The sequence below is a fragment of the Streptomyces sp. NPDC087844 genome (genome assembly GCF_044742785.1).
In the GTDB taxonomy this organism is placed as follows: domain Bacteria; phylum Actinomycetota; class Actinomycetes; order Streptomycetales; family Streptomycetaceae; genus Streptomyces.
In genome coordinates this window covers 82,602-103,351 of sequence record NZ_JBIUVD010000027.1, presented here as the reverse complement: position 1 = coordinate 103,351, position 20,750 = coordinate 82,602, and the positions used below count along the sequence as shown (strand labels likewise).

The 20,750-nt window shown below is 71.2% G+C and carries 19 protein-coding genes and 2 pseudogenes; 7 read left to right on the top strand and 14 right to left on the bottom strand.

All coding sequences use genetic code 11. The features are described 5' to 3' along the window. Window positions 1-40: 40 nt before the first annotated feature. From ACIOKD_RS36590 to ACIOKD_RS36580, 3 genes are read right to left on the bottom strand one after another with little or no spacing between them, the layout of a single operon-like run. On the bottom strand, window positions 41-247 hold the full coding sequence (locus ACIOKD_RS36590) for a hypothetical protein (protein WP_402092345.1): 207 nt from the start codon (window positions 245-247) through the stop codon (window positions 41-43). Window positions 248-306: 59 nt separating this feature from the next. Further along, on the bottom strand, window positions 307-903 hold the full coding sequence (locus tag ACIOKD_RS36585) for a hypothetical protein (protein WP_402092344.1): 597 nt from the start codon (window positions 901-903) through the stop codon (window positions 307-309). Then, window positions 900-1,502, bottom strand: a complete 603-nt coding sequence (locus ACIOKD_RS36580) for a hypothetical protein (protein ID WP_402092371.1) — start codon at window positions 1,500-1,502, stop codon at window positions 900-902. Before ACIOKD_RS36580 ends, ACIOKD_RS36585 begins: the two co-directional genes overlap by 4 nt. Between ACIOKD_RS36580 and ACIOKD_RS36575 the strand changes: the two genes are divergently transcribed. From ACIOKD_RS36575 to ACIOKD_RS36565, 3 genes are all read left to right on the top strand, one after another. Further along, window positions 1,455-1,616 carry a glycoside hydrolase family 125 protein gene (locus tag ACIOKD_RS36575; protein WP_402092342.1) on the top strand — a complete coding sequence of 54 codons (162 nt, stop codon included), beginning with the start codon at window positions 1,455-1,457 and terminating at the stop codon, window positions 1,614-1,616. The genes ACIOKD_RS36580 and ACIOKD_RS36575 overlap by 48 nt on opposite strands. 266 nt (window positions 1,617-1,882) lie before the next feature. After that, the gene (locus tag ACIOKD_RS36570) at window positions 1,883-2,644 is read left to right on the top strand and encodes an isocitrate lyase/phosphoenolpyruvate mutase family protein (RefSeq protein ID WP_402092341.1); all 762 of its coding nucleotides are present in this window, start codon (window positions 1,883-1,885) and stop codon (window positions 2,642-2,644) included. A 344-nt stretch (window positions 2,645-2,988) separates the two neighbouring features. Further along, on the top strand, window positions 2,989-4,221 hold the full coding sequence (locus ACIOKD_RS36565) for a glycosyltransferase (RefSeq protein ID WP_402092368.1): 1,233 nt from the start codon (window positions 2,989-2,991) through the stop codon (window positions 4,219-4,221). 321 nt (window positions 4,222-4,542) lie between these two features. Here ACIOKD_RS36565 and ACIOKD_RS36560 read toward each other — a convergent pair whose 3' ends face one another. After that, window positions 4,543-5,451, bottom strand: a complete 909-nt coding sequence (locus ACIOKD_RS36560; protein ID WP_402092340.1) for an aminoglycoside phosphotransferase family protein — start codon at window positions 5,449-5,451, stop codon at window positions 4,543-4,545. Between the two features lie 46 nt (window positions 5,452-5,497). Between ACIOKD_RS36560 and ACIOKD_RS36555 the strand changes: the two genes are divergently transcribed. Continuing rightward, a complete protein-coding gene (locus ACIOKD_RS36555; protein WP_402092339.1) occupies window positions 5,498-6,166 on the top strand; it encodes a S1 family peptidase in 669 nt (222 codons plus the stop codon). A gap of 376 nt (window positions 6,167-6,542) precedes the next feature. Here the strand turns inward: ACIOKD_RS36555 and ACIOKD_RS36550 are convergent, their stop codons facing one another. The 5 genes from ACIOKD_RS36550 to ACIOKD_RS36530 form a co-directional block, all read right to left on the bottom strand. Continuing rightward, the gene (locus ACIOKD_RS36550; RefSeq protein ID WP_402092338.1) at window positions 6,543-7,979 is read right to left on the bottom strand and encodes an FG-GAP repeat protein; all 1,437 of its coding nucleotides are present in this window, start codon (window positions 7,977-7,979) and stop codon (window positions 6,543-6,545) included. A gap of 279 nt (window positions 7,980-8,258) precedes the next feature. Next, on the bottom strand, window positions 8,259-8,456 hold the full coding sequence (locus ACIOKD_RS36545) for a hypothetical protein (protein ID WP_402092336.1): 198 nt from the start codon (window positions 8,454-8,456) through the stop codon (window positions 8,259-8,261). A gap of 401 nt (window positions 8,457-8,857) precedes the next feature. Then, window positions 8,858-9,175 carry a hypothetical protein gene (locus ACIOKD_RS36540; protein ID WP_402092335.1) on the bottom strand — a complete coding sequence of 106 codons (318 nt, stop codon included), beginning with the start codon at window positions 9,173-9,175 and terminating at the stop codon, window positions 8,858-8,860. Then, window positions 9,118-9,297: a hypothetical protein gene (locus ACIOKD_RS36535; RefSeq protein WP_402092334.1), complete on the bottom strand. Its 180-nt coding sequence runs from the start codon at window positions 9,295-9,297 to the stop codon at window positions 9,118-9,120. The genes ACIOKD_RS36540 and ACIOKD_RS36535 overlap by 58 nt, the downstream gene beginning before the upstream one ends. Continuing rightward, window positions 9,294-9,545, bottom strand: coding sequence for a hypothetical protein (locus tag ACIOKD_RS36530; protein ID WP_402092333.1), 252 nt, complete (start codon window positions 9,543-9,545; stop codon window positions 9,294-9,296). The genes ACIOKD_RS36535 and ACIOKD_RS36530 overlap by 4 nt, the downstream gene beginning before the upstream one ends. Window positions 9,546-9,711: 166 nt before the next feature. On the opposite strand from ACIOKD_RS36530, the pseudogene ACIOKD_RS36525 reads away from it, so the two are divergent. From ACIOKD_RS36525 to ACIOKD_RS36515, 3 genes and pseudogenes are all read left to right on the top strand, one after another. Then, a pseudogene (locus ACIOKD_RS36525) lies at window positions 9,712-9,846 on the top strand (IS630 family transposase); the annotation flags it as partial. Window positions 9,847-10,040: 194 nt separating this feature from the next. Then, window positions 10,041-11,324 (top strand): cytochrome P450, encoded by a 1,284-nt coding sequence (locus ACIOKD_RS36520; RefSeq protein ID WP_402092332.1) that lies wholly within the window; start codon window positions 10,041-10,043, stop codon window positions 11,322-11,324. A gap of 446 nt (window positions 11,325-11,770) precedes the next feature. Then, window positions 11,771-12,472, top strand: coding sequence for a response regulator (locus ACIOKD_RS36515; RefSeq protein ID WP_402092331.1), 702 nt, complete (start codon window positions 11,771-11,773; stop codon window positions 12,470-12,472). 57 nt (window positions 12,473-12,529) lie between these two features. Here the strand turns inward: ACIOKD_RS36515 and ACIOKD_RS36510 are convergent, their stop codons facing one another. From ACIOKD_RS36510 to ACIOKD_RS36490, 5 genes and pseudogenes are all read right to left on the bottom strand, one after another. Beyond that, the gene (locus tag ACIOKD_RS36510; RefSeq protein WP_402092330.1) at window positions 12,530-14,275 is read right to left on the bottom strand and encodes a GAF domain-containing protein; all 1,746 of its coding nucleotides are present in this window, start codon (window positions 14,273-14,275) and stop codon (window positions 12,530-12,532) included. Window positions 14,276-14,703: 428 nt separating this feature from the next. Beyond that, window positions 14,704-14,889, bottom strand: a complete 186-nt coding sequence (locus ACIOKD_RS36505; RefSeq protein WP_402092329.1) for a CBS domain-containing protein — start codon at window positions 14,887-14,889, stop codon at window positions 14,704-14,706. A 175-nt stretch (window positions 14,890-15,064) separates the two neighbouring features. Then, window positions 15,065-15,193, bottom strand: a pseudogene (locus ACIOKD_RS36500) (CBS domain-containing protein); the annotation flags it as partial. Window positions 15,194-15,254: 61 nt separating this feature from the next. Beyond that, the gene (locus tag ACIOKD_RS36495) at window positions 15,255-17,948 is read right to left on the bottom strand and encodes a GNAT family N-acetyltransferase (RefSeq protein ID WP_402092328.1); all 2,694 of its coding nucleotides are present in this window, start codon (window positions 17,946-17,948) and stop codon (window positions 15,255-15,257) included. 398 nt (window positions 17,949-18,346) lie between these two features. After that, window positions 18,347-20,731, bottom strand: a complete 2,385-nt coding sequence (locus ACIOKD_RS36490) for a phosphoketolase (RefSeq protein ID WP_402092326.1) — start codon at window positions 20,729-20,731, stop codon at window positions 18,347-18,349. Between the last annotated feature and the right edge of the window lie 19 nt (window positions 20,732-20,750).

Below are 20,750 nucleotides of genomic sequence, written 5' to 3'. Positions count from 1 at the left end.
CGCAAGGGGCCGCCCCTGCCGTCACGGCCCCTTGCGGAGGTCACTCGCCTGGGGACGGGTGCAGGTGGAGGACGACCGCTGCCGTTCCGAGTGCCGGCACGGTGACCGGGACGGTTCCTCCCGGCTCCATGTCGATGGCGCGCGGGGCCAGGCCGAGGTAGTTGGTGCGGAACGCCTGCCCGACGGCGAGCGGGGTGCCGACCCCGCAGGTGACCGGAGCGTCCGCCAGGGACTGCAGACGGATCATGAGCCGTCCCTCACTCGGGACGGTCGGCCCGACGACCCGTACCCGGGGGTCGTCCAGGGTCAGGAACCGTGTCTGCGCCGGACGTTCCGCCTCGGCTTCGGCTTCGGCTTCGGCGTGGGCACCGGCGCGGGCGCGGACCGGCACCAACGGGTGACCGGTGACGGCCGCGGTACGCGCGGCCAGGTGCTCGCCGAGCCCTTCGGCGGCGTTCTCGTCGGCTTGGGTGAAGGCCACGCTGTAGCGGAAGGCGTGGTGGAACGCTTGCTGGGAGGGGAAGTGGTGTCCCAGATGTGGTTGTGCACCCAGGAGAAGACAGTGCCCGGCTCCTCCTGCGGGAGTGACTGGGGATAGGGCGCGTAAGGGATCGTGATCCCGCCGAGTTGCACGAGCGGGGCGTCGGCGGTCGCCAGGGCGGCGTGGTGGGCGGCGTCGCTCAGGCTGATCCAGCGGCGGATCGCGCGCATGTGGGTGGCGGACCCCGGCACGGTCTCCCGGTCGGTGCCGAGGACGCCGCCGGTGGCCTCCGTGCGCACGATGGGGTCGTCCAGGGCGAACGGGAAGGCGAAGAAGGCGCTTTCTTTGGTGAGTGTCGCCGTCTTGTCGATGCGGTTCTCCAGGTCGATACGGGCCGCGTCGTGCGGGAGGTGCACCCTCACCCGGAGTCGGCGCGTTCCGGCGGGGCGCATTGGTAGACCTGGCTCTGGCCGGTGGCGTCCGAGGTGCGGTCGACGAGTGCCGCGGGCGGTGCCGTGCTGCGCGAGGCGAGCAGGTGCATCGAGTCGTCGGCGACGGTCTTGCTGGACTGGTGGTTGAACGCGCCGGCCGTGGCGTACTCGTCGTACACGTAGCCGTTGAAGCCGATGACGGCGTCCTGCCGGACCAGTTCACGTCCGGTGTGCTTGTCGACGACGGAACCGATGCACGCCTCGCGCAGGTCGACGGTGACCCGCAGATGGTCGTTCTCCAGGACGGCCGGGTCCGCGGACGTGCGAGCCCTGTCGCTGTCCCGTGGGGCAGGGGTGGCGCCGGGCGCGATGTCCAGGCGCAGCGAGCCGCAGGCCGGTACGTCGGCGACGGGCACGTGCAGGAACCGGCCGGCCGCCCGGTGCCGGTCGTTGCTCTGGGCCTCCTCCGCGAACGGCAGGGCGGCGCCGCTGCGGGCCGTCCAGGACCTGAACTGACGGACACCGACGCGGGCACCGGCGCCTTGCACGAGTCCTTCCACAAGGACGATCCGCACCGGTTCACCCGCCACTGGTTCTCCTGGGCCAGCGCGATGTACGCCGAACTCGCCCTGGACGTCGCCGGTTTCGGAACCCGCCCTCTGTGGTCCCGCCCTTCTCCGCACCTGCCCGCGCCCCCGACGTGAACCGCTCCATGCCATGAGTGGGCACGCCCGCACGCCCGCACGCCCGCACGCCCGCACGCCCGCACGCCCGCACGCCCGCACGGCGCCGGCCGACCGCAGCCGCTGACCACGAGACGCGACCGTGAGCCGCCCGCCCGCCCGCCCGCCTGGCCGGGCCGCTCCTTCCGCTGGAGGCGGGGGAGTCGACGCGCCACCAGCTCCGCAGGGAACCGGGCTGCACCCCGCCGGCACGCTGTTCCTGGCGATCCGGGGGTAGCGTTCTCGAAATGGACCTTCGCACCACAGTTGAGCGTGCTCAACGCCTGAAGCAGCTGCATGCCGAGTACAAGCCGCTCGTGCTGCCGACCGTCTGGGACGTCTGGTCGGCGCGGACGGCAGCCGGCGCCGGGTTTCCCGCGCTGACGATCGGCAGCCATCCACTTGCCGACTCCCGGGGGGCCGAGGACCACGAGGGGCAGACCTTCGAGGAGGTACTCGCCGCCGTCGGGCCGATCATCGCGGCGGTCGATGTCCCCGTGTCCGTGGACCTGGAGGCCGGGTACGGACAGAAGCCGGCGGATCTCGTCGCCGGGCTCACCGAGGTCGGCGGCGTCGGTCTCAACATCGAGGACACCGTCCACTCGGACGGCGGACGCGTGCGCAGCACGCAGGAGCACGCGAGTTACATCGCCGGACTGCGCGCGGCGGCCGATGACGCGGGCATCCCGGTATGGGTCAACGGGCGCACCGACCTCTTCCTGCACGCGAAGGATGCCTCCGGTGTCCTCGACGAGGCGATCGAGCGACTCCGGGCCATGGAGCAGGCCGGCGCCGACAGCGTCTACCCGGTAAGCATCCAGGACAACGACGACCTGCTCACGGCGGTGACCGGCGCGGTCGCCATTCCCGTGAACTCCACGGCCCATCCCGTCAAGCACGACCTTGAGCGCTTCCGCCGTCTCGGCGTCGGCCGGATCACCTACGGTCCGCTGCTGCAGATGGCGTTGACGGATGCGATGAAGGACATGCTCGGGCCGTGGGCACCCTGACGAGCTGAACGAGCCTTGGGCGCCCCTGGGGAGGGGCGCCCAAGGGTTCAGTGGCGGCTACTCGGTGGTTCTGCCGGGCCAGAGGTTGCGGGAGGGGTGGTGCTGGGCGGTGTCGGTGTCGGGGTCGGGGTGAGGTGAGGGGCACGCTGGGACGCGCCGGAGAGCGTTGACGCTGCCTGCCTGCCTGCCTGCCTGCTCGGCGGGTGAAGGTCACCGGGGGCCGATCTCGTGCTCGGGGCGGGCTCGCTGTTCTGGGAGCTGTCGTGTTCGGACGGCGGTCTCGGCGGGGCAAGCAGGGCCTGGCTGTCGTCGGCGCCATACTGTCCCGCGTGCGAGTAGCGATCATGACGGCGGGTTCGCGGGGCGACGCCGCGCCCTACACAGGACTTGGGCGCGGGCTGGCGGAAGGTGGCCACGAGGTCACGGTGGTGACACATGCCTGCTTCGAACCCCTGGTCGCGGCCGCGAGGCTGGGTTTCCATCCCCTGCCGGTGGATCCGCGGGCCGAGCTGGAGTCCCCACGCGGGCGCGCGCTGCACCGCAGTGCCACCGGGATCGGCAAACTGGCCCGGATGGTCGCGATGACACGGTCGCTCGTGGAGCAGATGACGGACGACCTGGTGATCGCCGCGGGGTCGGCCGACGTGCTGCTGCTGTCGAGTTCGCTGGGGCCCCTCGGTCACACCGTCGCCGAGGGGCACGGCCTGCCGAGCTTGGGCGTCTACCTGCAACCGATGGCGCCGACAGCGGAGTTCGCGCCGCCCGCGACCGGCACACGGTCACTGGGGGCGGCGGGCAATCGGCTCGCGGGGCGTGCCGTCAACGTGGCCGTGGACCAGATCTTCGCCGGTGCGACACGGGCGTTGCGGACCCGGCTCGGTCTGCCGCCGCTCGGCTCGCGTGCCGCCCGCCGGGCCCGTGAGCGGCGCGACTGGCAGGTGCACCACGGGTTCAGCCCGCTGGTGGTACCCAGACCTCGCGACTGGCGAACGGGGCTTGGCGTCGCCGGGTACTGGTGGCCGTACGACCGGGACCGTCAACTTCCGTACGCACTAAGGGACTTCCTCGACGCCGGACCCCCGCCGGTCTTCTTCGGGCTGGGGAGCGCCACCGTGCCGGATGCGGAGCGGCTGGGCGAGGAGGTCGTGCGGGCCCTGCGCGCGGCCGGGGTCCGGGGTGTCGTGCAGCGGGGCTGGGCCGGGCTGTCCGCCAGCGGCGACGACATGTTCACCGTCGACGAGGTCCCGCACGCGGCGCTCTTCCCGCGGATGGCCGCGGTGGTCCATCACGCGGGTGCCGGCACGACCGGGGCGACGCTGCGTGCCGGCGTTCCGGCCGTGCCGGTGCCGATCCAGTTCGACGAGGCGTTCTGGGCCGCGCGGCTCGTCTCGCTCGGGGTGGCCCCGGCGGCGGTTCCGCTGCGCGGGCTCACCGCTGACGCTCTCGGTGCCGCCGTGGCGCGAGCCGTGACCGAACCCGCCTACACGGAGCGTGCGAAGGAGCTGGCAGGCCGGCTCGGTGGCGAGGACGGGGTGCGGCCCGTCCTCGCCACCGTGGACCGGCTGGCCGGAGCCTGAAGCCACCGACCGCGCCGGCGACCGGGCGGTCGGAAGAGGCCGGGTCACGGTCCGACAGCTTCAAACCGTCAGCAGTCCCTCAGCAGTCCCAAGGACCCCAATGGCTCATCCCGACGACAGGCCTTCGACGGACGGACTCGGCCTGCGCGCTTCCTCGCGGTGGCCACCGCATGGCCTCTGCCGCCAGACCGTTTCCAGCAGACCGTTTCCAATAGACCGTTTCCAGCAGACCGTCTGCGGCAGAAGCACCTGCCGGCCCGTCGGCTCACGCTGCTTGCCGGTGACAGCGCCGATGAACCCACACGTCCTGGAATCGTTTGATCAGCCGATCAGAGCCTCGGTGATCTGGCGGGTGGTCTGCGCGGTGACCCGGGGATTGGCGGCGGCGTAGGAGGTGTAGGCGTTCAGGCCGGTGGCCAGGGCCCAGCCGCGGCCGCGGGTCCAGGTGGCGTCATCGATACCCAGCGTGGCGCGGAAGGCGGCCCGGGACCCGGCCGACATCAGAGTGAAGGCGATGATCAGGTCGCAGGCCGGGTCGCCGATGCCGAGCTCGCCGAAGTCGATGACCGCGCTGAGGCGGCCGTCGACGGTCAGCAGGTTGCCGGTGTGGAAGTCGCCGTGGAACCAGACCGGCGGGCCACCCCATCCGGAGGCGCTCAGCGCCGCGTCCCACAGCTCGGTCAAGGCCGCGGCGTCGAACGCACCGTCGACCTCCGTGATAGCGGCCCGTGTCGCGCGGTCCCGGTCGGCCGGCGGCCGACCGGTGAGCTCCTCGCGAGCGTCCTCGACCGGGAAGTCCTCGGGAACGAATGTCTGAAGAGCGATGAGGAACTCCGCCAGTTGGACGGCAGCCCGGGACGAGTCGGCCAGTGCCTCGACGGTCGCCACCTCGCCGTCCAGCCAGCGGGACACCGCCCACGGCCACGGGTAGTCGAAGTCGGGCTCACCCACCCCCGCCGGTACCGGGATGGCCAACGGCAGGTGCGGGGCGAGCCTGGGCAGCCACTCGGACTCCTTCCTGGCCTGCCGGATGGCCCCCGCATGGCGGGGCAGCCGGACGGACAGATCCTCGCCCAGCCGGTAGATCACATGGTCAGAACCGGCCGGGTCGAACAGCTTGGGAGGCAGCTCGTCGCAGGTGTCGTGTTGGCGTTTTTCGGCCTGGTCGTCGAGGGCTGAGGGGGCGCATGCTGGCAGGTACATGCCGTAGGGGGTCGTCGTGATTGCCATGCGTTCTGTGAGGCGTCCGAGAGTCGCTGTTCGTGCCGTTGTCGTAGTGGCGCTGTTCTTCGGCTGGTCCGTCACTTGGTCCGCCGCTGCCGGATCGGCCGCTCACGCCGATGAGCGGGCGGGGCGGCAGGCGGCTGTCGTGGTGCGCGGGGGTGACACGCTCTACAGCGCGGGTAGCCGCTGCACGGTGGGCTTCAACGCCCGTTCCGGCTCCACTCCGTACGCGTTCGTTTCGGGTCGGTGTGCTCAGGGCGCCACCACCTGGTACGCCGATGCCGCTCTGACCGTCAGTGTCGGTGTCACTGCGGGGGTGAGCTTCCCGGGCAATGACTATGCGAGCGTCCGGTACACGAACACGGCGGTTTCCTATCCGGGTGAGGTGTCGCTGGGCGCCGGGGCTGGTACTCGCGACATCACGGGCGCGGCGAATCCCGTGGTCGGGCAGTCGCTCTGCCATGTCGGGCGGGTCGGCGGATACCGCTGTGGGACTGTCCAGGCGGTCAATGTCACGGTCAACTACGGCGGGGGAGTGGTGTCCGGGCTGTTCAGGTCCACCATCTGCGCCGAGCCGGGAGACACCGGAGGTCCGGCCTTCTCGGGCGGCACGGCGCTCGGCGTCATCGTCGGCAGCAGCGGGAACTGCGGCTCAGGAGGGGTCACCTACTACCAGCCTGTGGTCGAGTGGCTGTCAGCGTACGGCCTGAGCATCTATTGAGGTCGCCGGGGTGGTGCCGGAGCGACGATGCGCGACACCCCTCTCCCTCCGTGCTCCCTTCATGCGCACGACTGCGCGGCAAGCTCCGACATGTGGCTGGAATATGCCAGAGGTATGCGGGGTGATGACATAGTCGCCATTGGAGGGCGTCGCCGGACCTCATGCGGTCTCATCGAGCGCCGCACGGCCGGAGAGCTCACGGCGCTCTCGCAGGCGGCCCCGTTTCTCCTCCCCGCCGGACGGGGCCGCCCCAGTTCGACCAGACCGCCGCCGGCACCGGTCGGAGCGCGACGATCGAGCACCGAACGCTCGGCCGCTCCATGCTTCGGTGACTCGGTGACCGAGGGACTGCCGGTAGTGAAGGGCACGCGGGTGTTCAAAGCCCCAGTACTTCGCCGTACTTGATGGCCCCGTGGGGGAGCGCGAAGCCGAAGGGGGTCAGCGACTTGCCCGGCGGGTAGGTCTCCTCCGTGCTGCTCGGCGCGAACCAGACGCCACCGGACCTGGGCTCACCGGCGTTCTCTCCGGGAGCGCTGACCGCGGTGTCCCACAATCCGTCGCGGTTGTAGTCGCCGACGGCCAGCCGGGCGCCGAAGCGGTCGCCGGCCTCGGCGGTGCCGGGCATGTTCGGGGTGCTCTGGCTGCGGGCCAGCCCACCGTAGAGGCCGTGCTCCGTGCCGTTCATCGTGACGTATCCGCCCGCGTCCTTCACGGTGCCCACGTCCTCGCCGGGCACGCCGACCACCAGTTCCGGACGGCTGTCGCCGTTCAGGTCACCGGCGGACAGCGAGGCACCGAAGTCGTCGCCCTCCTCGGCGGCACCCCCGACCTCCGGGTTCGACTGGGTGACACACTCGTACTCGGCGCCGAAGTTCGCGCCAACTGAGCCCTTGAGCAGGAGCACCGCACCACCGAGCCGGTCCTCGCAATGCGTGCTCTCCGACTCGGGGTTGGGCTGTACGAGGCCGACCGCGAGGTCGTCCGTGCCGTCCTGGTCGAAGTCGGCGGCGGCGAGCGCACTGCCGCGGTCGGAGTCCGCGTACCACTGGGTCGGCTGGGCCTGGTCGTCCCAGCGTGTGATGAAGGTGCTGGAGTCCTCTGTGCCCTGCCAGGTGGCGGCGAGGTCGTCGCGGCCGTCGCCGTCGAAGTCGCCGGTGGCCAGGTCGCGGGTGGTGCCGCCCATGCTGTAGCGGCGCAGGGTGGTGGTGGTCACCGGGTCGGCGGTGAGAGGGCCCGGGCGGAACCGGAGCGCACCGTGCTCCTCGCCGTTCTCGCCGAACGCGAGGTCGGTGTCGCCGTCGCCGTCGTAGTCGCCCGTGGCGATGGTCCGGCCGATGCTGCTGTACTCGGACGTGCCCCTGGCCACCGTGGTGCCCTTGGTCTGCCACTGCGAGCCGTCCAGGACGGTGATGGTGCCCTCGTCCTTCAGCTGGTCGGAGGTGAGTGACTCGCCGCTCGCGCCGACGGCAAGTTCGAAGACGCCGTCGCCGTTCACATCGACGGGCGCCACGGAGGAGCCGAAGCGGTCGCCCGCCTCGGGCGTGCCGGGTATGCCGGCCTCGGCCTGGCTGATGACGCCGGTGGACTGGTACGGGCTCTGCGCGCCGCCGTAGATCACGCTGACGTAGCCGGCCTTGGCCTTGCCGTCCACCGTGGCGTTGGGCATGCCGACCGCGATGTCCGCGTATCCGTCGCCGTTGAAGTCGAACCGCGGAGTCGTTGCGGCCGCGGCGCTTCCGGCGAGCGGCAGGGTCAGACCGGTGGCGGTGAGTGCCGCGACGGCGGCGGTGGCGGCCAGGGTACGTACACGCACAGGGCAACTCCCGTAATAAAAAAGGGGAAACGCAGGGAAAGGGCTTCCGGGGCTGTGACTCGTGAGGTGTACGAAGGGTTGTGCGAAGGCGTCCGTCCGGTGAACGCGACTTGCTGCGATCCGAGTTGGCCCCGAAGGTTCGCCGGAGCCAAGCGCCGAGCAAGATCCACGTGGATACCGGCCCGTGGCCTCGGCGCGGATCGGGGCAGAACGGAAAGGCCGAGTACGTTTTCCCCGCTGCGGCCCGTATCCGAGCACCACCAGCAGGTGCGACCGGGATCAGAACAGCTCGGCCTGGTCGAAGGGCGGGGCCGCCGGGCGTTCTTCCGCGCCCGCGCCCTGGGGGTGTGCGGTGGGGGTCTCGTCGCCGAACAGCGGGGCCGTGCCGCACTCGTCGGGTACGGCAAGGACGGCGGCCGGCCCAGCGGGCTTGCCCGGTCGCGGTGGCGCATCCTGGTCGAAGTCGTCGGGGGTCATGTGCCTCCAGTCACGCCCGTGCCGCTTGCTCACTTGCCGCCTCCCGTCACCGTTTCCGTCAGTTCCCAGCTGTTCACCTTCCCCGGACGCAGGCTCATCGATCATGGTTAGCCCATTGTGGAAACCGCTCTGTCCCGGGGGCAGGACGGGGAACCCCGGGGCAGGCGAGTTCCTGTTGTCCCGAGGCACTGGTGTCCGTCGCGGGTGTGGTGTCACGCGGCCAGGCCGGTCCGGGTGCCCGTCAAGGAGGGTGATCCCGTCGTCCGCCGTGCGCGCCGGTACGAGCCCTTCGAGTGCATGTCTCAACTCCGGGGCGAAGTCGGCTCCCGCGAGCGCGCCCCCGGCCAGGGGGATCAGCACCCCGCCCGGCTTGCGGCGGACGGTGGCTAGGGAGTCCACGATCAGCCGTAAGCGTACGATCCGCTCGGTGTCGATCTCCTAGTGTCGGGGCGGGGCGGCGCCCCCACCGCGTTGACATGGGTTCCCGGGTGCAGCCACGCTCCCTTGACCACGGGTTCCCGCGACGGCGTGGGGGTGCACAGCACCTCCGCAGCCTCCTTCATCTCGCGAGGGTCGGCCAACAAGTCGGCGTGCAGCCCCGGTTCGGCCGAAATCCGGTTTTTGAGGGCGGCGCGCAGGGTGACGCTCCCCCACGGCCGCGCTACCGGAGGCGAGGGCGGCCGGCCACGCCCGCGAACGCGCCGGTTGGCATCATCCATTCGACCGACAGACCGGGCACGCCCGTGCTTTCGCTGAGCAGTTCACCGGCCGAAGCGAGCAGCAGCAGCGGCACGTCGAGGCGGACCCCGCTCGCGGCGAGTTCGTTGTACTCGGCGCTCATGCGGCACCTCCCGCACGGCGGTTGCTCCACAGCATCGCCGCCGCGATCAGTAGCATCGGGACGCCCTGCACGATCTGCGCCGACGAGGCGGGTACTTCTGCCGCGAGCTGCAGGTTGATGCCACCGCTGGTGAGGAATGCCAGCAGCAGGGAGACGGCGGCCACCGCCATCAGCGAGCCGAGCGCCGGCAGACCCACCACCAGCCCCGTGCGGCCGTACCCGCAGCAGAAGTGTTCCCGCCAGGACATGCCCCGGCGAACAGGAGCAGCGGCACTCCGACCGCCGCGCGGCGTCGGCATGCAGCGGGCGGTGGGCGGACGGGCGTCCTCAATCTTGGGCAGCTCAACGCGTGCTCGGGAAGCGACGACCGCAGCGACGACCACGGTGACCGCTGAACTCGTAGGCCGCTGAGTGAAGAACAGGGTCGAGCTGTGCTTCACCCCGACCTACGCGTCATGGGCGAACCCGACCGAGGCGCACTTCGGACCACCCAGACACTTCACCATCGCCAACTCCCGTCACCCCAACCATCAGAATGAGACGACTTGAACTCTTCGGGCGGGGCTTCGTCCGCTTCGTACGTATGCGCAGGTTCGGGTCGTTACGATGACGGTGGTGGGGTCGGCTACGGGATTCGTGCCGGCGGCGGTTCCGGCCCTGTCGGGCGGTCGGCCCGGACTCGATGCAGCTTCCTTCGCCGTACGGCCGCACACGGTAAGCGCACGCAAGTCAACGTATCCCCCGTGCAGTTGGAGCTGTCCATGCGCATCGACCGTTCGAAGCTGTCGCTCGACCAGCCCGTGTCCTTACTCGATCCGACCCGCGGGACCCACGAGGAAGCAGCCGAGTGGCTGCGGTACGGCCCCGTGGTGCCGGTGGCGCTGCCGGACGACGTCCGTGCCTGGGCGGCCATGTCGGCCGAGGCGGCCCAGACGGTACTGGACGCGCACCCCGACCTCTCCAGCGATCCGCGCCACTGGGGTGCGTACTCGCGCGGGGAGATACCCGCCGGGTGGCCGCTGCTCAACCTGATCGTCGGGGAGTCGATGCTCAACGCGGACGGGGCCGACCACCGCAGGCTTCGCCGCCTGGTGAGTCACGCCTTCACCCCCCGGCGTATCGACGCGTTCGCGCCCCGGATCCGTGAGATCACCCGGGAGTTGCTGGACGGCCTGGAGTCCGGGGAGTCCGGGGAGCCAGGGGCGGTGACCGATCTCAAGGAGGGGTTCGCCTATCCGCTCCCGCTGTTGATCATCTGTGAGCTGTTCGGTCTCACCGATCCCGAACAGCAGAGCCGGTTGCGCGGTCACTTCCGGACGATGCTGAGCGTCGAGGTGAGCGGCGCCGAGCGCCAGGAGGCCGCGGTCCTGCAGCGCGAGGTTCTGGCACGCCTCGTCGCCGACCGGCGCGCGGCCCCGCTCGGCGATCTGACCAGCGCGCTCATCGAGGCGTTGGACGACGAGGACGGCAGGCTGACGGAGAAGGAACTGATCGACACCCTGGAGATCATCCTGCTGGCCGGCCACGAGACCACGGTCAACTCATTGACCAGCACCGTCCACGCCCTGCTCGCCCATCCCGACCAGCTCACCGCGCTTCTCGACGGCGAACTGGACTGGCCGGCCGCCGTGGAAGCGGGCCTGCACTGGAACAGCCCGCTGCGCAATTTGTTCATGCGCTACGCGCTACGGGACACGGTCCTGCACGAAGTGACCGTGCGCCGCGGCGAGCCGATCGTCGTCGGTCTGGCCGCCGCGAACCGCGAACAGAGCGGAACGGTCCCGGCACACTTCGACATCCGCGACTCCCGCCACTATGAACGCCAGCTCGCCTTCGGCGCGGGCCCGCACTACTGCGTCGGAGCCGCCCTGGCCCGCCTGGAAAGCGCGATCGGGCTCTCCCAGCTCTTCAAGCGATTCCCCACCATGCGGCTGGCCGTGCCCGAGCCAGAACTGGTGCCCGTGATCTCCACGGCGATAAACGGACTCGCCGCCCTCCCGGTCGTCCTGCGTCCGGCATCCGCCTGAGGCTTCGGAGATCCCGCTCCGCGCCTGTGCCCTTACTGCGACGGGGGCGCCCGTATCACCGGGCGCCCGCGATCTCGTCGGCGAGTCACTCCCGCAGAGCACAACCCGCGTCACGTAGACCGCGGCCAACATCGAACGTGAGGAAGACGCAGCGGGGTTCAGGGGTCCCGTGCTCGGCGCGTGAGAACTCGGCGGCAGAGACACTTCTCTGGCGCCTGTGGCTCTCTGGCGCCTGTGGCCGCGCCCCTGGTGAGGGCCGAGGGTGTGGTGGCCGTGGAGTGATGGCGCACGGGCCGGCTCGCCGCCCAGGGCAGTGACCGGCAGCCGAACCGACGGCCGTTCGTCGGACGGGGCCGGTCGGCCCTGGTGCTTCCGGCTTGGAAGGGTGATGCTCGTCAGCACAGTCAGCATGTGTTTCGTGGTCCATCAGTGAACGAGGGGTCGTCATGACCGAGGCGCGTGTCTTCACGGAGCAGAACCCGATCCGGGTCTTCCTGCTGGACGACCACGAGGTCGTACGACGAGGTCTCAGCGACCTGCTGGATTCCGAGCCGGACATCTCGGTGGTCGGTGACGCGGACAGCGCCGAGCACGCCCTGGTGCGCGGGCCGGCGCTGCGCCCGGACGTGGCCGTCCTCGACGTACGCCTGCCGGACGGGGACGGGATCAGTGTCTGCCGCGAACTGCGCAGCCGCATGCCGGACCTGGCCTGCCTGATGCTGACCTCGTTCGACGACGAGGAGGCCCTGCTCGACGCGATCATGGCCGGGGCGGCGGGTTATGTGCTCAAGCAGATCAGGGGCTCCGATCTGGTCACGGCGGTCCGCACGGTCGCTTCCGGCCAGTCGATGCTGGACCCCACGACGACCGCCCGTCTGATGCGCTCCCTGCGCGCGGACCCCACCGAGGGACCGGCCCTCGCACCCGAACTCGCCGGCCTGTCGCCCCGCGAGCGGGACATCCTCGCGCTCATCGGGGACGGACTCACCAACCGCGAGATCGGCAAGAAGCTCTACCTGTCCGAGAAGACGGTGAAGAACCACATCTCCCGGCTGCTGGCAAAACTCGGCGTGCAGCGCCGCGTTCAGGCGGCGGTCCTGGCCAGCCATCTCGAACAGCCCGCCTCCACCGACAACTCGACGCGATGAGCCCCCGCTGCCCCGCCTCGTCGTCCGGACCTGCCGCGGGCCCGCGACCCTCTTCGGTCAGCCTCCGTCCGCGGCACCGTCCGCATGCACGGGGACCCTCCACACCAGCCGCGTGCCGCCGCCCTCCGGTCGTTCGCCGAGCGTCAGGGTTCCGCCGAGGGCGACCGCCCGCTCCTCGATGTTCTTCAACCCACTGCGCCTGACGCCACCCGGCACTCCGCAGCCGTCGTCCGTCACCGTGAGCGTCAACTCGCCCCCCGCGCACTGCAGCCGGACGTCCACCGCCTGTGCTCCGGAGTGCCGGGCCGCGTTACTGAGCGCCTCGCTGAGCACCGCGACCGCATGGTCGGCGATGTCGCCGGGGACATCGGTCTCGACAAGCCCCTCGATGCGCAGCGCGGGCAGGAATCCGAGTGACGTGACCGAGGCCCTCAGCACCTCGGCCACCCGGCCGCGCAAGCCGTCGCTCTCCCGCCCGCCCCCGCCATGAGCGCGCAGTCCGAAGATCGTGGAGCGAATGATCTTGATGGTGTCGTCGAGGTCGTCGACGGTCCGCGTCAGGCGCTCCGTGCCCTCGGGGTGCTCCATGAAGCGCTGGGTGCTCTGCAGGGTCATGCCGGCCGCGAAGAGCCGCTGGATGGCGAGGTCGTGGAGGTCGCGGGCGATGCGGTCCCGGTCCTGGAGCAGGGTGATCTGATCCGCGTCCCGCCGCCGTTCGGCCAGTTCCAGGGCCAGCGCCGCCTGGTCGGCGAACCCGAGCAGCGGCCCGGTGTCCGCGTCGCCGAACGGCGTGCCGGCCGGCACGCGCCCCAGCAGCAGCACGCCCCGCGCCTTGCCGCCGGCGCCGAGCGGCACCGCGACCACGGGGCCGAGCCCGGCCCACTGGGCTTCGCCCTCACCCGTACGCGCATCGTGCTCGATGTCGGCGCTGACCACCGGCTTGGCCGCGCCGAGAGCCGCTCCGACGAAACCGTCCCGCGCGGACAACACCAGACCGCTGCGCTGCTCCCTGCCCAGGCCGACCGCCAGGGCGGGCCGCAGGGTCTCCTCGCCCGGCACACGCTCCGCGATCAGCCCCATGTCGGCGGAGACGATCTTCCGGGCCTCGTCGACGATCAGTTCCAGCACCTCCGCGCTCGGCGCACCGGTCAGGAGCATGCTGGTGACCTCGCCACTGGCCCGCTGCCAGCGCTCGCGCAGCCTGGTCTCCTCGTACAGCCGGGCGTTCTCGATGGCCACCCCGGCGGCCACCGCGAGCGTCGACAGGACGGACTCGTCCTCCGCGTCGAACTCCCTGGCGCTGCGCTTCTCGGTGAGATAGAGGTTCCCGAACACCTCGTCACGCACCCGGATCGGCACACCGAGGAAGGAGTGCATCGGCGGATGGTTGGCCGGGAAGCCGTACGACGCCGGGTGCTCCGACAGCTCCGGCAGCCGCAGGGGCTCCGGGTGCCGGATCAGCTCTCCGAGGAGCCCGTGCCCCCTGGGCAGCGCCCCGATCTCCGACCGCTCCTCTTCGCCGATGCCGACGGTCAGGAACTCGGACAGCTTCTGGTCGCCGCCGATGACGCCCAGCGCCCCGTACTCCGCGTCCACCAGCACCACCGCGGCCTCGACGATGCCCCGCAGCACCTGCGGCAGGTCGAGCTCCCGCCCGACCGACAGCACGGCCTCCAGCAGGCTGTGCAGACGGTCCCGGGTACCGCGCACCGCGTCGATGCGCACCTGCAGCTCGCCCAGCAGTTCATCGAGCCGCAGCTTCGGCGCGTGCTCCTCGGAACCGTCGCGCCTATCCCCGCTCATGACTTCCTCCGACCGACACAGCAGACAGGGCGGCTTGGACCAGTTCGCCTGTGCTCACCGTACTGTCCAGGGAGCTTCGACAGTGCCGTCGGACGGGCGGAAGGCAGACGGGTACCCCGGCCGCGCGGACCGTTCCACCGGGCACAGCCACCGTGACGCTGCCCTGGCCGTACCGGCCGCCACCGTGACCGCCGCTGATTCGTGCCGGGCCGCCACCGTGACCGTACTGATTCGTGCCCGGCCGCCGGGGGTGGCGCAGGCCCGGTCACCGGACGCGCCGGCCGGACCCGGCCCCTCGACGCGGCGGCGCGGGTCAGGCCCGCACTGTCCGGCTCCTCGGCCGCGGCGTCAAGCGGGCCGCTGCCGCAGAACCACAGCGGGCGCCCGGCCGACTCGCGGCCACGGCGAGCGGACCAGCACCTCGTGGATCACCTCGCGGCGGCTGTCATGGCCGGACCGCAGGAAGACCTGGATCGGGCGCGGCGGGTGACGATGCCGACGAGCCGGTCCTCCTCGCCCAGCACCGGCAGCCGCTGCGCACGGTCCCGTGCCATGATCCGGGCGGCCTCGGAGCTGGTGTCGTCGGCGTACACCGTGACCGGCGGCACGGACATCGACTGCCCGGCGATACGGGCGCGTACCTTCGCGGCCTGCCCGCGCGTGCGGCGGCTCAGCCCGGTGAGCCGGCAACGGCGCTTCGGCCTGCCCGACCGGGTGTCCGCGCCTGCCCGACCGGGTGTCCGCGCCTGGCGGACCGGGTGTCCGCGCCTGGCGGACCGCGAGGTCGGACCCGGAGACCACCCCGAGGACCTTCTCGTCCTCGTCGACCACGGGCAGTCCGCCGACGCGGTGCTCGGCGCAGGGCCGCGCCATCTCCTTGCAGGGGGTGCCGTCCAGCGTCCGGACGACCTCCGTCACCAGCACGGACCGGACCTAGCCGTGTCCCATGTCTGGGCCGTCCTCAGCCGGCTGTTCGTCCTCAGCGCAGTCGGCGCAGATAGGGGTCCTGAACGACGCGCGGCAGCAGGCGGACCTGTGCGTCGAGCACGGTGACCGCGTCGGGCGTCGCGAGGACGGGGTTGAAGTCGGCTTCGGCGAGCTGCGGCAGATCGCTCGCCAACCGGGACAGGCGCAGGAGCAACTGTTCGAGGCCTTCGAGGTCGACAGGCCCGCTGCCACCGGCCCCGAACAGAAGCGGTGCGCAGCGCGGCGCGGTGATCAGGTCGTGTACGTCGAGGTCGGTCAGCGGGGCGAGGCGGGCGGCGTCGTCGGCCAGGACCTCGGTCGCGGTGCCGCCGAGTCCGAACAGCACGAGCGGGCCGAAGACCTCGTCCCGTACGACTCCCGCGAACAGTTCGGTGCCGCGCGCGGCCAGCGGCTGGACGACCACCCCGGTCATCAGGCCGGCGAACCGTGACGCGAAGTCCCTGAACGCGGCCCGAACTTGCGCTTCACCTTCCAGATCGAGGTGCACGGCATGCTGTTCGCTCTTGTGGAGCCGGCCGGGCCAGTGCGCTTTCAGCACCACTCGGCCGTCGGGTCCGCACAGCCGCTCGGCCGCGACGACGGCGTCGTCCTCCGACTCCGCCCAGGACCAAGGGAGCTGAGGAATGCCGTAACAGGTGAGGAGCTCGGCGCAGGTGCGCGGGTCGAGCCAACCGCCGTCGGGGTGGGCAGCGAGGTAGGTCCCGGCGACCGCGCGGGCCCGGGCCGTGTCGACCTCCGCGAGCTCCGGGACAGTGCCCGCGGGCCGGCTCAGCCAGGCCGCACGGCGGGAGGCGTGTGCCAACGCCCTTGCCGCCGCACCCGGTTCGGCGTACGACGGGATGGCGCCGCCGTCCCTCGTCGGCAGCAGCCTGACCGGCAGATCCTGCTCCAGGCGTACGACGGCGACCGGACGGGCACGGTGTGCGGGGCCGCCGGTGACGGCCCGGACGAGGTTGTCGCCGGTCGCGGCGGCGACGGCCGTGGGAACGAGGGCCAGCAGGACGGCGTCGATGCCCGGGTGCCGGATGATCCGGTCCACGCAGTCCCTGAGTTGCCCCTCCGTGACGGCGGCGGTGGCGTCGACGGGGTTTGCGACGGTGGAACCCTCGGGGAGTACGGCATACAGACTGTCGATCACCGAGGGCGTGAGCGGCGGAAGCGACAGCCCGGCTTCCGCGCAGGCGTCCGCGGTCAGGACGCCTACCCCGCCCGCGTTGGTGACGACGGCCACGCGGCTGCCCGTCGGGAGCGGCTGGGAGTGCAACAGGGCAGCGGTTTCGAGGAGTTCACCCACCGAGTGGGTCGCGGTGATCCCCGCCTGAGTGAACAGGGCCTGCCGGGTCATCGTCGGGGTGGCGGCGGCAGCGGTGTGCGAAGCGGCGGCGCGGCGGCCGGCGTCGGTGCGGCCGGCGTCGACCGTGAGCACCGGCATACGGCGGCTCACGCGCCGGGCGGTACGGGAGAAGGCCCGTGGGTTGCCGAAGGACTCCAGGTGCAGCAGGGCGAGTTCGGTGCGGCCGTCGCTCTCCCACCACTGGAGCATGTCGTTGCCGCTGACGTCGTACTTGTCGCCGAGCGACGCGAAGGACGACACGCCGATCCCCAGCCGGGACAGTCCGTCGAGCAGTGCGATACCGACGCCGCCGGACTGGACGGCGACACCCGCCGTGCCGGGGCGCGGGTGATCCGCTGCGAAGGTGGCGTCGAGGGAGAGTGCCGGATCGGCGTTGGTGATGCCGAAGCAGTTGGGCCCGACGAGCCGCATGCCGTACGTGCGGCACGCCTCCATGAGCGCTTGTGCCTGGTGACTGTCGAGGCCGGCCGACACGACGAGCAGCGCGCGTACGCCGGCCTTGCCGCACTCCTGCGCGATGTCAGGGAGTGCTGCGGCCGGTACGGCGAGGACCGCGAGATCCGGGACCTTGGGCAGCGCGCTGACCGAGGGGTAGGACGGTACGCCGAGGATCGAGGTGGCATGGGGGTTGACCGCGAAGAGCCGCCGGGTGAAGCCGCCCTCGTGCAGATGGTGCAGGAGGGCGCGCCCCGCCGATCCGGGCCTGCGGCCGGCGCCCACCACGGCGATCGCGTCGGGCCGCAGCAGGGGTTCCAGACTTGCCACGTCGGCGGCCCGGCCGCGGGCCTCGACGGACGACAGGTAGGTGTCGTCCTCTGCGAGAGCGATGGAGCAGCGCACCTCGGGGCCGGCGAAACAGCGTGCGGTGCGCAGGCCCAGGTCGGCGAAGAGCCGAAGCACTTCGTGGTTTTCCGACAGCGCGTCCGCCGTGAAGGTGGTGATGCCGTCCGCCCTGGCGGCGGAGACCAGGTGTTCGACGAGGAGCGTGCCGACACCGCGATGGTGCAGCCCGTCGGCCACGGCGATGGACATCTCGGCCGAGGCCGCGTCGTCGCCGGCCTCGTACTCGGCCAGGCCGATCGCCTGCCCCCGCGACTCGGCCATCAGCGCCCGGTATCCGGGGCGCGGCGGGGCACAGGCCCGGTCGGCGGCCAGCGCGGCGGAACGCCGGCTCGCCGCGAAGAACCGCAGCCGCAGATTCTCCGCGGACATCTGCTCGTAGAGCCCTCGCAGATGTTCGTGATCGGCCGCCGCGACCGGCCGGATGCATACGGTGGTGCCGTCCGAGAGCAGGGCGTGGACCGTGGGCCGGCTGAGCGTGTCGTCCGTCATCCTGGGTCTCCTCCAAAGCCTTGTGACACTTCGAGCATCCGGCGGACAGGGCAATGACCCCATGGGCTTTCCGGGGCGCGTCGGGGGCCGGTCGGCCCTGGAGTCCGGTCCCCGACGAACGGCGGGCCCGGGCAGGCACCCGGTGGACAACGGGGGTGCGGGCGCGGGCCCGGAGCGTGGCGCCGGCCTACAGGCGGCCACGCGCGGCCACGGGTGGCTACGGGTCGGCGTCATCGGTCCTCGGTCGTCGGCGACCAGCGCCGTGAGGTCCGCAAGCCGGTTGGTGTATCCCCACTCGTTGTCGTACCAGCCGAAGCCCCTGAGTTTCCGCGTTCCCGCCCGGCGCGGAGCGCAGCACCGTGTGGGCGTGGGCGCCGGTCTTCAGATGCAGGACGGTTTCAGGCCGTCCAGGTCCAGTCCTCGACCTCTGGCAGGTCGGTGCCGTGTTCGCGGATCCAGGCGTGGTGGCGGGTGCGGGCGTCAGCCATCGACTGACGTACGGCCGCCGCGCGCACCGCCAGGCCGGGGACCCGGTCGATGACGTCCATGACGAGCCGGTAGCGGTCCATGTCGTTGCGGACGACCATGTCGAACGGAGTGGTCGTGGTGCCCATCTCCTTGTAGCCCCGCACGTGCAGATTGGCGTGTCCGGTGCGGCGGTAGGCGAGGCGGTGGATCAGCCAGGGATAGCCGTGGTAGGCGAAGACCACCGGCTTGTCGGTGGTGAACAGGCCGTCGTACTCGAAGTCGCCCATTCCGTGCGGGTGTTCCTCGCGCGGCAGCAGCCGGGTCATGTCCACGACGTTGACGACCCGGACGGCGAGTGCGGGCAGGTGCTCCCTCAGCAACTGCGCGGCGGCCAGCACCTCCAGGGTGGGCACGTCACCGGCGCAGGCCAGCACCACGTCCGGTTCCCGCTCGCCGTTCGAGGTACCCGCCCAGTCCCAGATCCCGGCGCCGCGGGCGCAGTGGGCGCGGGCCTCGTCCATGGACAGCCAGTCGAAGCAGGGCTGCTTGCCCGCCACGATCACGTTCACGTAGTCACGGCTGCGCAGGACATGGTCCGCCACGGACAGCAGGGTGTTGGCGTCCGGTGGCAGATAGACCCGTACGACCTCCGGGCTCTTGTTGAGGACGTGGTCGACGAAGCCTGGGTCCTGGTGCGAGAAGCCGTTGTGGTCCTGGCGCCAGACGTGCGAGGTGAGCAGGTAGTTGAGGGAGGCGACCGGGGCCCGCCACGGCAGCTCCCTGGACGTCTTCAGCCACTTGATGTGCTGGTTGACCATCGAGTCGACGATGTGGACGAACGCCTCGTAACAGGAGAACAGGCCGTGCCGGCCGGTGAGGAGGTAGCCCTCCAGCCAGCCCTGGCAGAGGTGTTCGGAGAGGATCTCCATGACCCGGCCGTGCCGGTCCAGGTGTTCGTCCACCTGGAGGATCTGGGCCTGCCAGGCCTTGCCGCTGGCGTTGAGGACGGCTCCCAGCCGGTTGGAGGCGGTTTCGTCCGGGCCGACGAGACGGAAGTCGCGCCGCTCCGACGTGTCCCTCATGATCTGTTCGAGGAGGTCACCGAGGACCCGGGTGGGCTCGTGCGAGGTGGTGCCCGGCTTGTCGACGGGGACGGCGAAGCGCTCCAGGGACGGCATCGGCAGGTCGCGTACGAGCAGGCCGCCGTTGGCGTGCGGGGTGGAGCCCAGCCGTCGGGTCCCCTCGGGGACACAGGCGAGGACGTCGGCGGTGGGCCGCCCGTCGGCGTCGAAGAGCTCCTCCGGGCGGTAGGAGCGCAGCCAGGTCTCCAACTGCCGCAGGTGCTCCGGGTTGTCGCGGACACCGGACAGCGGGACCTGATGGGCGCGCCAGGTGCCCTCGACCGGGAGGCCGTCCACCTCACCGGGTCCCGTCCAGCCCTTCGGGGTGCGCAGCACGATCATGGGCCAGTGCACGCGCTCGGTCACGCCGTCCTCGCGGGCCGCATTCTGCATCAGGGCGATGCGGTCCAGCGCCTGGTCGAAGGCGTCGGCCATGGCGCGGTGGACCTGGTGCGGGTCGTCGCTGGTGACGTGGATCGGTTCGTGGCCGTAGCCGCGCAGCAGTTCGTCGAGTTCGGACTCCGGAAGGCGGGACAGCACGGTCGGGTTGGCGATCTTGTAGCCGTTGAGGTGCAGGATCGGCAGGACGGCGCCGTCGTGGACCGGGTCGAGGAACTTGTTCGAGTGCCAGGAGGCGGCCAGCGGGCCGGTCTCCGCCTCGCCGTCGCCGATGACGCAGGCGACCAGCAGGTCCGGGTTGTCGAAGGCGGCACCGTAGGCGTGGGCGAGCGAGTAGCCCAGCTCACCTCCCTCGTGGATCGAGCCGGGCGTCTCCGGGGCGACATGGCTGGGTACTCCGCCGGGGAAGGAGAACTGCCGGAAGAGCCGGTCCATGCCCGCCGCGTCCCGTGAGACGTCCGGGTAGGTCTCGCTGTAGCTGCCCTCCAGCCAGGAGTTGGCGAGGACGGCGGGCCCTCCGTGTCCGGGACCCCAGACGCAGAGCGCGTCCAGACCGCGCGCCTTGATCACCCGGTTGAGGTGGGTGTGTACGAGGTTGAGGCCGGGCGAGGTGCCCCAGTGGCCGAGCAGCCGCGGCTTGATGTGCGCGGGCGTCAAGGGCTCAGTGAGCAGAGGGTTGGCCAGCAGGTAGATCTGGCCCACGGCCAGGTAGTTCGCGGCCCGCCAGTGGGCGTCCAGGGCGCGCAGTTCGGCGTCGGTCAGTACGGTGCTGTTGCGGTGTTCGACCTTGGGCATAACGACTCCGTAAGTCATC

What these genes read in the sequence shown, in the direction of transcription:
- ACIOKD_RS36590 (WP_402092345.1), bottom strand. Translation starts at nt 247, where the DNA reads ATGATCCGTCTGCAGTCCCTGGCGGACGCTCCGGTCACCTGCGGGGTC.
- ACIOKD_RS36570 (WP_402092341.1), top strand. Translation starts at nt 1,883, where the DNA reads ATGGACCTTCGCACCACAGTTGAGCGTGCTCAACGCCTGAAGCAGCTG.
- ACIOKD_RS36565 (WP_402092368.1), top strand. Translation starts at nt 2,989, where the DNA reads ATGACGGCGGGTTCGCGGGGCGACGCCGCGCCCTACACAGGACTTGGG.
- ACIOKD_RS36560 (WP_402092340.1), bottom strand. Translation starts at nt 5,451, where the DNA reads ATGGCAATCACGACGACCCCCTACGGCATGTACCTGCCAGCATGCGCC.
- ACIOKD_RS36545 (WP_402092336.1), bottom strand. Translation starts at nt 8,456, where the DNA reads ATGACCCCCGACGACTTCGACCAGGATGCGCCACCGCGACCGGGCAAG.
- ACIOKD_RS36540 (WP_402092335.1), bottom strand. Translation starts at nt 9,175, where the DNA reads ATGGATGATGCCAACCGGCGCGTTCGCGGGCGTGGCCGGCCGCCCTCG.
- ACIOKD_RS36535 (WP_402092334.1), bottom strand. Translation starts at nt 9,297, where the DNA reads ATGAGCGCCGAGTACAACGAACTCGCCGCGAGCGGGGTCCGCCTCGAC.
- ACIOKD_RS36530 (WP_402092333.1), bottom strand. Translation starts at nt 9,545, where the DNA reads ATGTCCTGGCGGGAACACTTCTGCTGCGGGTACGGCCGCACGGGGCTG.
- ACIOKD_RS36515 (WP_402092331.1), top strand. Translation starts at nt 11,771, where the DNA reads ATGACCGAGGCGCGTGTCTTCACGGAGCAGAACCCGATCCGGGTCTTC.
- ACIOKD_RS36510 (WP_402092330.1), bottom strand. Translation starts at nt 14,275, where the DNA reads ATGAGCGGGGATAGGCGCGACGGTTCCGAGGAGCACGCGCCGAAGCTG.
- ACIOKD_RS36505 (WP_402092329.1), bottom strand. Translation starts at nt 14,889, where the DNA reads ATGTCCGTGCCGCCGGTCACGGTGTACGCCGACGACACCAGCTCCGAG.
- ACIOKD_RS36495 (WP_402092328.1), bottom strand. Translation starts at nt 17,948, where the DNA reads ATGACGGACGACACGCTCAGCCGGCCCACGGTCCACGCCCTGCTCTCG.
- ACIOKD_RS36490 (WP_402092326.1), bottom strand. Translation starts at nt 20,731, where the DNA reads ATGCCCAAGGTCGAACACCGCAACAGCACCGTACTGACCGACGCCGAA.